The organism is Enterobacter sp. UPMP2052, assembly GCF_053709675.1.
In genome coordinates, this window is sequence record NZ_JBSKJR010000001.1 from 1,306,313 (window position 1) to 1,320,682 (window position 14,370).

General features: G+C 55.7%; 13 protein-coding genes. 10 read left to right on the forward strand and 3 right to left on the reverse strand.

Features of this window, described 5'->3' with window-relative positions:
• Positions 1 to 9: 9 nt before the first annotated feature.
• From ACWKX3_RS06000 to clcB, 7 genes are all read left to right on the forward strand, one after another.
• Complete coding sequence (locus tag ACWKX3_RS06000) at positions 10 to 1,743, forward strand: polyurethane esterase (protein WP_101737797.1); 1,734 nt, start codon at positions 10 to 12, stop codon at positions 1,741 to 1,743.
• Positions 1,744 to 1,978: 235 nt separating this feature from the next.
• The gene (locus tag ACWKX3_RS06005; RefSeq protein ID WP_058608894.1) at positions 1,979 to 2,731 is read left to right on the forward strand and encodes a YoaK family protein; all 753 of its coding nucleotides are present in this window, start codon (positions 1,979 to 1,981) and stop codon (positions 2,729 to 2,731) included.
• Positions 2,732 to 2,967: 236 nt separating this feature from the next.
• Complete coding sequence (gene osmY, locus ACWKX3_RS06010; protein WP_006175019.1) at positions 2,968 to 3,678, forward strand: osmoprotectant ABC transporter permease OsmY; 711 nt, start codon at positions 2,968 to 2,970, stop codon at positions 3,676 to 3,678.
• An 18-nt stretch (positions 3,679 to 3,696) separates the two neighbouring features.
• Entirely contained in the window at positions 3,697 to 4,596 is a 900-nt protein-coding gene (gene osmX / locus ACWKX3_RS06015; protein ID WP_446187321.1) for an osmoprotectant ABC transporter substrate-binding protein OsmX, read from the forward strand.
• A gap of 9 nt (positions 4,597 to 4,605) precedes the next feature.
• On the forward strand, positions 4,606 to 5,253 hold the full coding sequence (gene osmW, locus ACWKX3_RS06020) for an osmoprotectant ABC transporter permease OsmW (protein WP_006175017.1): 648 nt from the start codon (positions 4,606 to 4,608) through the stop codon (positions 5,251 to 5,253).
• Positions 5,253 to 6,401: an osmoprotectant ABC transporter ATP-binding protein OsmV gene (gene osmV, locus ACWKX3_RS06025; RefSeq protein ID WP_153688450.1), complete on the forward strand. Its 1,149-nt coding sequence runs from the start codon at positions 5,253 to 5,255 to the stop codon at positions 6,399 to 6,401. Before osmW ends, osmV begins: the two co-directional genes overlap by 1 nt.
• Before the next feature lie 102 nt (positions 6,402 to 6,503).
• Positions 6,504 to 7,814, forward strand: a complete 1,311-nt coding sequence (gene clcB / locus ACWKX3_RS06030; RefSeq protein WP_454541456.1) for a voltage-gated ClC-type chloride channel ClcB — start codon at positions 6,504 to 6,506, stop codon at positions 7,812 to 7,814.
• On the opposite strand, the gene bioD is transcribed toward clcB, so the two are convergent.
• From bioD to ACWKX3_RS06045, 3 genes are all read right to left on the reverse strand, one after another.
• Positions 7,749 to 8,444 (reverse strand): dethiobiotin synthase, encoded by a 696-nt coding sequence (gene bioD / locus ACWKX3_RS06035; protein ID WP_454541457.1) that lies wholly within the window; start codon positions 8,442 to 8,444, stop codon positions 7,749 to 7,751. The genes clcB and bioD overlap by 66 nt on opposite strands.
• 130 nt (positions 8,445 to 8,574) lie before the next feature.
• Positions 8,575 to 9,795 carry a sugar metabolism global transcriptional regulator Mlc gene (mlc, locus tag ACWKX3_RS06040; protein WP_042319713.1) on the reverse strand — a complete coding sequence of 407 codons (1,221 nt, stop codon included), beginning with the start codon at positions 9,793 to 9,795 and terminating at the stop codon, positions 8,575 to 8,577.
• A 127-nt stretch (positions 9,796 to 9,922) separates the two neighbouring features.
• Positions 9,923 to 10,822, reverse strand: coding sequence for a LysR family transcriptional regulator (locus ACWKX3_RS06045; protein WP_368746699.1), 900 nt, complete (start codon positions 10,820 to 10,822; stop codon positions 9,923 to 9,925).
• Between the two features lie 120 nt (positions 10,823 to 10,942).
• Here ACWKX3_RS06045 and ACWKX3_RS06050 point away from each other — a divergent pair, with 120 nt between their 5' ends.
• The 3 genes from ACWKX3_RS06050 to asr all read left to right on the forward strand — a co-directional run bounded on the left by ACWKX3_RS06050 (position 10,943) and on the right by asr (position 14,311).
• Positions 10,943 to 12,196, forward strand: coding sequence for an MFS transporter (locus tag ACWKX3_RS06050; protein WP_454541458.1), 1,254 nt, complete (start codon positions 10,943 to 10,945; stop codon positions 12,194 to 12,196).
• Between the two features lie 110 nt (positions 12,197 to 12,306).
• A complete protein-coding gene (locus tag ACWKX3_RS06055; RefSeq protein ID WP_337284968.1) occupies positions 12,307 to 13,794 on the forward strand; it encodes a carboxypeptidase M32 in 1,488 nt (495 codons plus the stop codon).
• A gap of 148 nt (positions 13,795 to 13,942) precedes the next feature.
• Positions 13,943 to 14,311, forward strand: a complete 369-nt coding sequence (gene asr, locus ACWKX3_RS06060; protein WP_042319707.1) for an acid resistance repetitive basic protein Asr — start codon at positions 13,943 to 13,945, stop codon at positions 14,309 to 14,311.
• Positions 14,312 to 14,370 lie beyond the last annotated feature (59 nt).

Genomic DNA, 14,370 nt, shown 5'->3' on the forward strand with positions numbered 1-14,370 from the left:
GGACAGACCATGCCTGTATTTGATTATCAGGGTGAGAAAAACACGCAGCTTATTAAGGATGCGCTGACCATAGAGAGTATTAATTTTGGTGCGGCGACGTATCCTGATTATACCTATAGCGAAGAGAATGGCTGGAAAGTGTTAGACGGTAAAACGCTTAACTATTCAGGTTGTGCTAACCCTTATGGCGCGTTTTATGGCGAAAGCCTTCTGGAATCCAGCGCCGAGTGCAACGTGATGGGGAAATATGATGCCAACGGTAAGCTCGTCAATATCGGTATCAGCTTCTGGGGAACGGGCACCTATGCCAGCGCACCGTCGATTCTGCATACGATTAACACGGTGATGGATACCGTAAGCGATGGCTTATCGGCGGTGATCGACGGCTATGCGGATAACTATGTGCTCAACGCCTATAAAAACCTTATGAGTTCAGTGGCCGCATTTGCGACAGCGAATGGACTGACGGGTGACGACGTAATTATTACCGGGCATAGCCTTGGCGGACTGGCGGTTAATAGCATGGCAACCCTTTCCGCACAGGGTCAATGGGGCGGTTTTTATGAGGAGTCGAGCTACGTCGCTTTCGCTTCTCCTACCCAAAACCTGGCCGATGATAAAGTCCTGAATATCGGCTACGAGAACGACCCGGTATTTCGCGTTTTAACAGGCCACAGTTTATCCCTGGACAGCTTGTTTAATCATGACACCCCGCTTGAGACCTGTACCAATAATATCGTTTCATTCAATGATTATTATGCAGGCCTGACCGATGATTTACAGATCTTCTCCATCGCAAATATGGCGGCATGGGCCGGACATTCCGGTCAGGGGTATACCGACGGCGCGTTACGCATTATGAATTCTGAAATCTATGATTTGACGCATCAGAATTCAAATATCATCGTATCCAATCTTTCTGAGGAATACCGCTCGACAACCTGGGTGTCCGATTTGAATAAATCCACCACGCATGTTGGGTCAACCTTTATTGTTGGCACGGAAACAAACGATTTATTACAAGGGGGTAAAGGTAACGACTATCTCTGCGGTGGCGGTGGCGATGATAGCTTTAAAGATCACAGTGGCTATAACGTTATTTATGGCGGCGCGGGCAGCAATTCCTACGTCACGGAATGTAATGTCGCCGATTTCACCTTCAGCCACGACGCTGAGGGAACGCTGTACTTTAAGTATTCTACCGGGGATATTACCCGAGCAGAAGATATCCAGTACGTTAATGCTGACTACACCTTATTCAGCCTGTTTGGTATCCACTTCAATCAGAACGCGACATGGGAAGTAACGGATTATGGGTTAGAAGGCAACAGCGGCTCCCTCGCCTATGCCAACAGCTATTATGCTGACACGCAGAACAGTTTCACCGTTTCTACCGCCAGCAATGATAGCTGGTTCTATTCAGGGGCCAATGACAGCGATATCAGCGTAGTCGGTAACAATAACAACGTGGTTTCAGGCTATGCCGACGACGCGATTCACCTGAACGGCAGCGATAATACGCTTCTTTTCTATGGTGATTTCGGCCACGACACTGTCTACAACCTCTCAACCACCGACAGCCTGGTCTTCATGGCTAACGAAAGTATTGCCGATAATGACAGCTATCTTAACCACCTTTCGTTTGAAGGCGATAGCGCCCTGCTGACGTATGGTGACAGCAGCGTCACGCTGGTAGGGGTTAATAGCGATATGCTTTCACAGATGCATATTGCTGTGGCATAAGTCCCATCCCCACGGGATCGCCTGTGGGGATATTTCCCTTTCTGTTCATCCTGCTTTTTGTCTCCATCCTTATCTGTTCATGTAACTGACCGATTTTTAAAACGTCAACCGCCTCACGTCCCGGCATTAGTTGAGGTGACATTCTCAGGGTACGAATTAAGCACTATCCTGGTCAGCCCGTGATGCCGCTTTGCTAGTCTGACTGTTGAGGCAGGTCGCAAACCGGAGGTATTCCTTGCTGATTAAATTTAAAAAAGCGCGCACGCACCGCGAGGATCGGCGGCTTGCACTGTGGCTGGCGACCTCTGCAGGGGTGCTGAACGCCATTGCGCTGGGGGCGTTTGGCTTTTTTCCGTCACATATGACCGGCAACACGTCACAGCTCTCCAGCGAAGTCTCCTCGACGGATCTGGACGATATCCTTTTCTTCGGCACGCTGATTCTGGCGTTTGTCACGGGCGCGATAGTGGCGCGCATGATTGTCCTGTGGGGCGTTATCCATAATGTCAGGCTTGTATTTAGCCAGGTTCTGCTGGTGGAAGGGATATTACTGACCGGGGTAGCCTTATATGAAATCTATTTTCACGCCTTCTCCACCAACCGGGAAATTATTATTTTCCTCTGCGGGTTAATGGGGATTCATAATTCCACCTCTACTCAGCTTTCCGGTGGACGCGTCCGATCCACGCACATTACCGGGACGCTGACCGATGCGGGGATATCGCTGGCCTCCGTGGTGGTCGCCATGATGCGTCGGGATTATTCCAAAGATACGGCGGCGCAGAAAAGCCAGCTGAAAACCCATTTAACTACCCTTTTCTCCTTTATCACGGGCGGTATTGCAGGGCTGATCCTGTTCCGCTGGTTTGGATTTACCGCAATGCTGGCGCTGGGGCTGATGCTGGTGCTCATTGCTGCTTTTTCCATCGTTAGCACCTCCCTTCGCGTACGTCGGGTGCGTGCCAATATACGTAGGGCGAGGCAATAAAGTTACAGCGTCACTTTTATAAGATCGCTTTCAGATAATTCTGCCCGCCGCATACGAACCCTTACCCCGTAAGGCTTAACCCATGATCTCACTAGTTTCATAGGGTTACTGATTTTCTCCCTTCGCTGGAACCCGTCCCAAACGCTTGCTATAGCTCTTATACCCCTGCCGAAACATGGCATAACAACAGGCAACCCAGGTTGCTATAACGCATGCGCACAGGGAGACACACCGCAATGCACCCATTACTCAAACGTTCGCTGCTTTTTGTCGGCGCGATTATCGTGGTTCTCGCCCTCCTCACATGGGGTATTGGGCTGGAGACGATCAAGGCGCGGCAGGTTGACCTGGTCTATCTCGGGCAACAACATCTGATTTTAGTGTTCTCGTCCATGTTCTTTGCCCTGCTGGTCGGTATTCCCAGTGGGATCTTGCTCAGCCGCCCGGCTGCGCGAGGCGTGGCGGAATACGTGATGCAAATATTTAACGTCGGTAACACGCTGCCACCGCTGGCGGTTCTCGCGCTGGCAATGGTCGTGATTGGTATCGGCGATACCCCCGCGATCATCGCGCTGTTCCTCGCGTCGCTGCTGCCCATTGTCCGCAATACCTATGCCGGGCTGTGCTCCGTTCCGGCGTCATTGCTGGAAGCCGCCAACGGGATCGGGATGACCAAATGGCAGCGTTTGCGCCAGGTTGAAATCCCTAACGCCTGGCCCGTGATGCTCTCCGGCATCCGCATCGCCACCGCTATCAACGTCGGTACGGCACCGCTGGCCTTCCTGATTGGTGCCAGCAGCTACGGCGAGCTGATTTTTCCGGGGATCTACCTCAACGACTTCCCGACGCTGATTCTGGGTGCCGCGGCCACCGCCCTGTTCGCCCTGATTCTGGATACGTTGCTGGCGGCGCTGGGCCGCCTGATGAGCCCGCACCTCGCTCGATAATTATAACAAGGAGCTTTTATGAGACTGTTTTCCGGCCTGACGGCGTTTTGCGCCGCCGCGCTCTTTGCCAGCCAGACGTTCGCCGCCCCGCTAATCCTGGCGACCAAGAGCTTTACCGAGCAGCACATTTTGTCGGCCATGACCGTGCAGTATCTGCAAAAGAAGGGTTTTCAGGTTCAGCCGCAAACCAATATCGCCACGGTGATCTCCCGCAATGCGATGATCAATAAACAGATTGATATGACCTGGGAATATACCGGTACGTCGTTGATCATCTTTAACCACATCAATAAACGTATGTCGCCGCAGGAGTCTTACGAAACGGTAAAACGCCTGGATGCGAAGCACGGTCTGGTGTGGCTCAAGCCTGCTGATATGAACAACACCTATGCTTTCGCGATGCAGCGCAAACGCGCCGAGGCGGAACATATCACCACCATGTCACAGATGGTGGCGAAGATTGAGCACATCCGCAAAACCGATCCTGATAACAACTGGCTGCTGGGTCTCGACCTTGAATTTGCCGGGCGCAGCGACGGCATGAAACCGCTGCAGGCGGCGTACAACATGCCGCTGGATCGCCCGCAAATCCGCCAGATGGACCCCGGTCTGGTCTATAACGCGGTGCGCGATGGCTTTGTCGATGCCGGGCTGATTTACACCACCGACGGGCGCGTAAAAGGCTTCGATCTCAAAGTGCTGGAAGATGATAAAGGCTTCTTCCCAAGCTACGCGGTTACACCGGTCGTGCGCAAAGACACACTGGACGCTAACCCTGGTCTGGAAGAGGCGCTGGACACCCTCTCGGCCCAGCTCAATAACGACGTTATCACCGAGTTGAATAAAAAGGTCGATATCGATCATCAGTCACCGCAGCAGGTCGCCCGTGATTTCCTGCGTAGCAAGAATCTGCTGTAAGGAGACGCTATGGATACGGTTCACTACATTTTAGACAACTGGGATTACCTGTTAATGCTGACGCTGCAGCACCTGTGGCTGGTCGCGCTGGCCGTCGGCCTTGCCATTATTATCGGCGTTCCGCTGGGGATTTTGATTGTTCGCCACAAATGGCTGGCAACGCCGGTGCTGGGCATTGCCACCATTGTGCTCACCATCCCGTCCATTGCCCTCTTCGGCCTGATGATCCCCCTCTTCTCGCTTGTCGGCCAGGGTATCGGCGCGTTGCCCGCCGTTACAGCGGTATTCCTCTACTCCCTGCTGCCGATTGTGCGAAATACCCATACGGCGCTCGACAGCCTGCCGCCGGGACTGCGTGAGGCGGGTCGCGGAATTGGCATGACCTTCTGGCAGCGCCTGCGCTGGGTGGAAATCCCGATGGCGTTACCGGTGATTTTTGGCGGGATCCGTACCGCCGTCGTAATGAACATCGGCGTGATGGCCATCGCTGCGGTGATTGGCGCGGGCGGTCTGGGTCTGCTGCTGCTTAACGGCATTGGCGGGAGCGATATTCGTATGCTGATTGCCGGCGCATTGATGATTTGTCTTTTAGCGATTGTGCTCGACTGGTTACTCCATCGACTGCAGATCGTCCTGACTCCGAAGGGGATTCGATAATGATAAAACTGGAAAACCTCACCAAACAATTTTCACAGAAGCACGGCCAGACCGTTAAAGCCGTGGATAACGTTAATCTGAACGTCCCGGAAGGGGAAATGTGCGTCCTGCTCGGCCCGTCTGGCTGCGGTAAAACCACCACGCTCAAGATGATTAACCGCCTTATCACCCCGAGCAGCGGTAAAATCCTGGTAAACGGCAAGGACACCAGCGAGATGGATACCGTAACCCTGCGTCGCAATATTGGCTATGTTATTCAGCAGATTGGCCTGTTCCCGAACATGACCATCGAAGAGAACATCACCGTTGTGCCGCGCATGCTGGGCTGGGACAAAGCACGCTGCAAATCGCGCGCTGCAGAGTTGATGGACATGGTTGCCATGGATCCGCACAAGTTCCTTAACCGCTATCCGCGTGAAATGTCGGGCGGCCAGCAGCAGCGTATCGGCGTGATCCGCGCCCTGGCAGCCGATCCTCCGGTACTGCTGATGGATGAACCTTTCGGTGCGGTCGATCCGATTAACCGCGAAGTGATCCAGAACCAGTTCCTCGAGATGCAGCGCAAGCTGAAAAAGACGGTCATGCTGGTCAGCCACGACATTGACGAGGCGCTGAAGCTTGGCGACCGTATTGCCGTGTTCCGCCAGGGACGCATTGTTCAGTGCGCCAGCCCTGACGAGCTGCTGGCAAAACCGGCAAATGAATTTGTCGGCTCGTTTGTCGGGCAGGACCGTACTCTGAAGCGCCTGCTGCTGGTGTCAGCCGGGGATGTTACCGATCAGCAACCGACAATAACCGTGCGTCCGTCTACCTCGCTTTCGGAGGCGTTTGCCACCATGGATGACAACGATATCCGTGCCATTACCGTTGTTGACGAGCTGGGCAAGCCGCTGGGGTTCGTTAAGCGCCGTGAAGCCCGTAACGCCAGCGGTGCCTGCGGCGATATCATCCATCCGTTCCGCATGACCGGTAAAGCGGAAGATAACCTGCGCGTGGTGCTGTCCCGTCTGTATGAAAGTAACACCAGCTGGATGCCTATCGTCGACGAAGAGGGGCGCTATAACGGCGAGATTTCGCAAGATTACATCGCGGAATACCTCAGTTCAGGGCGCACGCGCCGGGCCTTGAATATCCATAGCGACAGTTAACCTTTCTGGCCGGGCGTTGCCCGGCTTTTTCGCACGCATACCTTTTGCTAACCCCGCGATTTCCCGCCACAATATTGTATCTTTCCCGTTTACGCGTGACCCATGCAACGTCTACATGCCTACCCCGACATCCGCGCGATGTTTCGCCGCCTGCTGATCGCCACCCTGACTGGCGTACTGGCCGCGCTGGCCGTGGCCCTGTTTCGGCATTCTATGTATCTGCTGGAGTGGCTGTTTCTCAGTAACAACAGCGGCAGCCTGGTGAACGCCGCCTCCGCATTATCGCCCTGGCGACGGGCATTAACGCCTGCACTCGGCGGGCTGGCCGCCGGACTATTGCTGTGGGGATGGCAACGCTTTACGGCACAGCGCCCGCACGCGCCCACGGATTATATGGAAGCGCTGGAGACCGGCGATGGGCAGTTTGACTATGGGGCCAGCCTGGTGAAATCGCTCGCCTCGCTGCTGGTGGTTGCCAGCGGCAGCGCCATTGGCCGGGAAGGTGCGATGATCCTGCTCGCCGCCCTCGCCGCCTCCTTCTTTGCCCAGCGCTTCACGCCAAAATCAGAGTGGAAGCTGTGGATCGCCTGCGGAGCCGCCGCCGGGATGGCAAGTGCCTACCACGCGCCGCTGGCGGGCAGCCTGTTTATTGCTGAAATCCTCTTCGGGACGCTGATGCTGGCCTCCCTCGGGCCGGTGGTCATCGCCGCCGTGGTGGCATTGCTCACCACTCGCCTGTTAAGCCCCGGAGCCAACACGCTCTATGAGGTGCATCTTAGCCAGGCGCTCAGCGCAGCGGATTACTCTCTGATTGTCGGGATGGGGCTGATCGCGGGCGTCTGCGGTCCGCTGTTGATGTGGCTCATGACCTACAGCCACGCCCTGTTTTTGCGGCTGAAGCTGACGCCACCGTTGCAGCTGGCGCTTGGCGGGCTGATCGTCGGGTTATTGTCGATTATCACGCCTAAAGTGTGGGGCAATGGTTACAGCGTGGTGCAGGCCTTTCTTCTCGCGCCGCCGCTGCTGTCGGTGATTGCGGGGGTGTTTCTCTGCAAGCTGCTGGCGGTGCTGGCCAGTAGCGGCTCAGGCGCGCCGGGCGGGGTATTTACGCCCACGCTGTTTATTGGCATGGGGACGGGCATGCTGTTTGCGCAGATTTTTGCGCTGTGGTTGCCGGGGTCTGAAACGGCGATTTTACTGGGGCTGGCGGGAATGGCGACCTTGCTCGCGGCGACCACGCATGCGCCAATCATGTCGGCATTAATGGTGTGCGAAATGACCGGGCAGTATGTCTTACTGCCCGGCCTGCTGGTTGCGTGCGTGGTCGCGTCGGTGCTTTCGCGGACGTTACGCCACGACTCTATCTACGGACAACATACCGCCGAGAGCAGAGAGGTCGACGTATTGCGCTAACTCGCGCTGCTCGGCGCGCGGCAGGTAAGGCAGTTCGCCCACCAGCTGCCCGGGTAATTTTTTGCTGAGCACGTCAATGATTTCAGCATAATGCGCCAGCCCCGGGTTAATGCGGTTCGCCACCCAGCCAATCAGCGGCAGGCCGTCGTTTGCGATAGCCTGGGCCGTGAGCAGCGCATGGTTGATGCACCCTTCCTGGATCCCCACCACCATCACCACCGGCAGTTGTTCCTGCACCACCCACTCCGAGAGCGGACGCAAATCGTTCATCAGGCTGCGCCAGCCGCCAGTGCCTTCAACCACCACGTGATCCACTTGCGCGCTGAGGTTCGCCAGCCCATCGGATAACAACGTGTAATTGATCAGGCCACTGTGCGCCACGCTGCTTTCATCTTCGCTTAACGCAATCGGATTGACCGCATGATAAGGCAGCTCCAGGGATGAGACGCTTTGCAGGACCAGAGCATCTTTATTGCGCAGCCCCTCTGGCGTTTCTTTACTGCCTTTTGCGACCGGCTTGTAGCCTGCAACGCGTTTATTGCTCGCCGCCAGGGCCTGCAATAGCGCGCGGGATACAACAGTCTTCCCGACAGAAGTATCAGTACCAGTTACAAAGAAACGCTTAAGCATGACTCACTCCACCCCTTGGGTATGCTTTGAAAATATAAACCAGGTAAATAATTCAGTGCAGGAAGTCTACGGGATGCCTGCGCTACCCGGCTTGAGATAGCGCAATTTTTCGTACATCTCTGGAAAAGAGTTAACCCTGAAGCAAACGGATCAGTAAAGAACCGTTATACATTGCGTCTTTGACCAGCGCCGCGCCGGCCATAGTGCCCTGGTTAGAAAACTGGGTGCTTTCAACCACGATATTCTTGCTGTACGCGGGCAGAGATTGCTGATTGATGCAGGCGGATATTGTCGGGAAGAGAATATCGGGTGCCTGGCTCAGCGGCGAACCAATCAGAATTTTTTGTGGATTAAAGAGATTGACCATGATGGCGAGGATCCGGCCCACGTTATTCCCCACGCCGGTAATGATGTCCTTCGCCAGCAGATCGCCCTGCTGCGCGGCGGCGCACAGGGAGTCGACGGTTAAGGGCTGACCGTGAAGCGAGGAACTCATCGACTGGCTCAGACGCACTTGCGCCAGCTCCAGCACGCTTTCTACGCTGGCAATGGTTTCCAGGCAGCCGTGGTTGCCGCAATAGCAGCGCTTACCGTACGGATCGACCTGAGTATGACCAATTTCAACCAGGCTACTGCTTCCGGCATGCAGCAAGCGTCCGTCGGTAATCACGCCGGCCCCGACGTTATGATCGATAACCACCTGAATCACGTCCCGCGCGCCACGCGAGGCACCAAACAAGGCTTCCGCCATCGTCCAGGCGCTGATGTCGTGCTGAATATAGACGGGCACCCCGGTATGGCTCTCCAGCACATCGCCAAGGGGCATCTCTTTCACGCCGTCGTAAAACGGCATGCGATGCACAATGCCATTTTCCGTATCAATGATGCCGGGCAGAGTGATGGCGATCGCCGTCAGGCGCTCAAGGCGCTGCTGATGACGTATAAAAAACTGGTCGATATGAGTGAGAATGGCGTCAAGGAGCGGCTGTTCGGCATCAAGCGGCAGATCCAGACGGTCTTCCACCACCAGCTTGCTGCTTAAATCGCGCAGGGCAAGGAAGATTTCACCGCGGCTTATGCGCATCGAGAGGTAATGCCAGGCCTCGGTTTCGACAATCAGCCCTACCGCCGGACGTCCACGGCTGCCCGGCTCCTGGATTTCTGTCTCCTGAACAAGATGGGCTTCCAGCATTTCGCGAACAATTTTCGTGATACTGGCAGGCGCCAGTTGAGCCAGGCGCGAAAGATCGATGCGCGAAACCGGTCCGAGCTGATCAATCAGGCGATACACCGCGCCAGCGTTGGTCTGCTTAATCTGATCAATATGCCCTGGCTGACTATCAGCAACCACCTCGTACTCCCTTATTTTCGAGCTTCGAAATAAACTGTGGGCTATGGTGAAGCACTTCAATGGCCGCCGTCAAATTTTTACTTAGCCATGTGATTTACAGCACATTTCTGCCCACTTTTCCCTGTATTTATCGCCCCTGTGAGGCGCTGATAAGCTGCTTTTTAAAACGCTGTGCCGCCTGGCTCAGTTCATGATGTTTTGACCATACCAGCCACATCTCAGAGACCGCATCCTCCTCGGCAAGCGCAACCCAGCGCATCTCGCGCAGCTGCACCCGCTTAAAGGAGGCCGGCAAGATCGAAACCCCCAGCCCTGCCGCCACCAGGCCGATAATCGTCATCGCCTCTCCCACCTCCTGGGCGATCGTTGGCGTGAGATCGTAGCGACGCAGTAATCCAAGGATATCATCATACAGGCCTGTGCCCACCTGCGGATCAAAAAAGACAAACGGCTCAGCTGCCAGCTCTGTCAGGGTGACGACGGGCTTTGCGGCCAGCGGATGATCGCGCGGGATCATCGCCATCAGCGGCTCGCGCAGGATAACCTCCCACGCCAGCGTGTCGGGGAGCAGAGTATTGCGCATCAGCCCGAGGTCAAGCGACCCTTCGTTGAGGGGCGAAATTTGCTCACGGGTATTAATTTCGCGGGTCTGAATATGCACGTCCGGGTAGTGACGGCGAAACGAGGAAAGCGTGGCCGATACTGCACCGATAAAGGGTGCCGAGGAGGTAAAACCGATGCGTAACTCCCCCGTTTCGCCCAGGTACAGGCGTTCCGCCCTGGCGGCGGCGTCGTTCACCAGGCCCAGAATGTGTCGGCTATCGGCAAGAAACTGCCTGCCCGCCGCGGTAAGGCTTACGCTGCGGTTAGTCCTGGCGAGCAGGCGTGCCCCAATCTGCAGCTCGAGGATCTGAATTTGCTGGCTCAACGGGGGCTGGGAGATATTCAAACGCGCGGCGGCGCGGCCAAAATGCAGCTCCTCAGCGACCGCGACGAAGTAACGTAAGTGACGCAGCTCGATATTCATATTTATAAAGTATCATTTGAGATTATTAATATATTAGACAGAATATTTACATTTTCCTACTCTGATCCTGTGGTCATATTCGTCACCCGTCATCCCGGGGATGTTAAGCAAGGAAACCGTGTGAGTCGTACATCTACCCTCGATATCGATCCGGCAAGCGATATCGATGATTTACCCCCAGCAGCACAGCCGGTGCAGTTCATCAAACGTGGTACCCCTCAGTTTATGCACGTCACGCTGGCGCTCTTTTCAGCCGGTCTGGCCACCTTTGCCCTGCTCTACTGCGTTCAGCCCATCCTGCCCGTTTTATCCCATGAATTTGGCGTCTCGCCTGCCACCAGCAGTATTTCGCTCTCCATTTCAACCGGCATGCTGGCGGTGGGCCTGCTGTTCACCGGACCACTTTCAGATGCGATAGGCCGTAAACAGGTGATGGTCACGGCACTTATGCTGGCGTCCGTATGCACGCTCTTGTCCACCATGATGACCAGCTGGCACGGTATTCTGGTGATGCGCGCCCTGATTGGCTTATCGCTAAGCGGCGTGGCGGCAGTAGGCATGACCTACCTCAGCGAAGAGATCCACCCGAGCTTCGTCGCGTTCTCGATGGGGCTGTACATCAGCGGAAACTCCATCGGCGGGATGAGCGGGCGTTTGCTGAGCGGTGTCTTTACCGACTTCTTTAACTGGCGCATTGCGCTGGCGGTGATTGGTCTCTTCGCCCTTGCCGCCGCGCTGATGTTCTGGAAAATTTTGCCCGCGTCACGCCACTTCCGCCCGACGTCCCTGCGCCCGAAAACGCTGTTTATCAATTTCCGTCTGCACTGGCGGGATAAAGGGCTGCCGCGTTTATTCCTGAGCGGTTTCCTGCTGATGGGGTCGTTTGTCACGCTGTTTAATTACATCGGCTACCGTCTGATGCTCTCCCCATGGCACCTGAGCCAGGCGGTGGTGGGTCTGCTGTCTGTCGCCTATCTGACCGGCACCTGGAGTTCACCGAAAGCCGGAGCGATGACTGCACGCTTTGGCCGTGGCCCCGTGATGCTGGTTTCGACTGCGGTGATGCTGCTCGGTCTGCTGATGACGCTGTTCTCTTCCCTGTGGCTGATTTTTACCGGCATGCTGCTTTTCTCTGCCGGTTTTTTTGCCGCCCACTCCGTCGCCAGCAGCTGGATTGGCCCGCGCGCCCGCCGTGCCAAAGGCCAGGCGTCGTCACTGTATCTCTTTAGCTATTATCTCGGTTCAAGCATTGCCGGGACGCTCGGCGGCGTCTTCTGGCATAACTACGGCTGGAACGGCGTCGGCGGGTTTATCGCCCTGATGCTGTGTGCGGCGCTGCTGGTGGGCGGGAGTTTGCATAAGAGACTGAAATAGTCCTGGCGTCCCGTCTTTCTGGTGCAGGAAATGTGCAGGGTTTGTGTTGAAATTTTGTTACTATCCACGAACGCTCCTGAAAACATTCCCATCCAGAAGGAAGAACAAGAATGGAAAAAAATACGCAATACCAACAACTTGTAAAAGTATTCCAGCGTCTCTCCCGCTTCTCCCACCTCTCCTCTATCGCCAGCTGGGATATGTTTACGATGATGCCTCCGGGCGGAAGCGCCGCGCGCGGTGAAGCCCTGGCGGAGATGAGCGTTCTGCAACATCAGATCCTGACCGATAAAAAAGTGGGCGACTGGCTGGCAGCGGCGGCGCAGGAGGATCTGAATGACGTTGAACAGGCTAATCTGCGCGAAATGACGCGCCATTACCAGCAGGCCTCGCTGTTGCCGGAATCGCTGGTAGAGGCCAAATCGCTGGCGGGAAGCAAGTGTGAACATGCCTGGCGTACCCAACGTCCCGCCAATGACTGGCAGGGTTTTTCTGCCAATCTGAAAGAGGTAGTCAAGCTCAGCCGCGAAGAGGCGCGTCTGCGCGCCGAGTCTAAAGGCTGTTCGCCGTACGATGCGCTGCTGGATATTTTTGAACCCGATATGACCAGCGCTCGCCTCGACGTACTGTTTGGCGATATGAAATCCTGGCTGCCGGACCTGCTGGCAAACGTTGTTGAAAAGCAGGCTCAGCAGTCGTTCGTTCCGCCGCAGGGGCCTTTCCCGACGGCGACGCAGCGTGAGCTGGGGCTGGAAGCCATGAAGATGCTTGGCTTCGACTTTAACAGTGGTCGTCTGGACGTCAGCGCGCATCCGTTCTGTGGCGGTGTGCCGGAAGATGTGCGCATCACCACCCGCTATGATGAGAACGAACTGCTCAGCGCCCTGTTTGGCGTGATCCATGAAACCGGCCATGCCCGTTACGAACAAAACCTGCCCCGCGCCTGGGCCGGTCAGCCCATTGCGCTGGCGCGTTCCACGGCCATCCACGAATCCCAGAGCCTGTTCTTCGAGATGCAGTTGGGGCGCAGTAACGCCTTCCTGAAGCACCTGCTCCCGGCGGTGCATGCCCGTTTCGGCAGCCAGGCGGCCTTTAGCGAAGAGAACTTCACCGCCTGGAACCAGCGCGTTAAACCGGGCTACATACGTGTCGATGCCGACGAAGTGAGTTATCCCGCGCATGTGGTGTTGCGTTATGAAATTGAACGTTCGTTGATTAATGGCGAGATTGAAGTGGATGATATTCCGGCCCTGTGGGATGAAAAAATGCAGGCCTGGCTCGGACTGTCCACCAAAGACAACTATCGCAACGGTTGCATGCAGGATATCCACTGGACCGACGGCGGCTTCGGCTACTTCCCGTCCTACACGCTGGGGGCGATGTACGCCGCACAGCTGTTCCACGCCGCCAGTACGGCGCTGCCTGGCCTGCAGGCCTCTATCGCTGAGGGTGATTTCAGCGCTCTGTTTGACTGGCTGCGCCAGAACATCTGGCAACACGGTAGCCGCTTCACCACCTCACAGCTGATCGCTCAGGCTACCGGCGAAGATCTTAACGTTCGCTATTTCCGAGAGCATCTGACCTCACGCTACCTGTAACCGCCTTCGCCGGGTTCGTACCCGGCGTTGTACATATGGTTACACGCGGATACCAATCACTCACGGAAACCCAGAATTTACAGGGATATAGTTATTTCAACGGCCCCGCAGTGGGGTTAACTGAAAAACCAAATTCGAGGGTATGAACATGAAAAAAGTATTAGCTCTGGTTGTTGCCGCTGCTATGGGTCTGTCTTCTGCTGCGTTCGCTGCAGAAACTACCGCGACGCCTGCTGCTGCGCCAACGACCACTACCGCTGCTCCGGCTAAAACCGTTCACCATAAAAAGCATCACAAAGCGGCTAAACCTGCTGCAGAGCAGAAAGCGCAGGCAGCGAAAAAGCACCACAAAAAAGCAACCAAGCCTGCGGTAGAGCAGAAAGCACAGGCGGCGAAAAAGCATCACAAAAAAGCGACCAAGCCAGCGGCTGAACAGAAAGCGCAGGCCGCTAAAAAGCATCACAAAAAAGCGGTAAAACACGAAACGGCTAAACCTGCTGCACAGCCAGCAGCATAAGCATACACGCTGAACCGTGTCCTTCGGGACACGTTGGTAAACCGGCGCTGAACAGATTG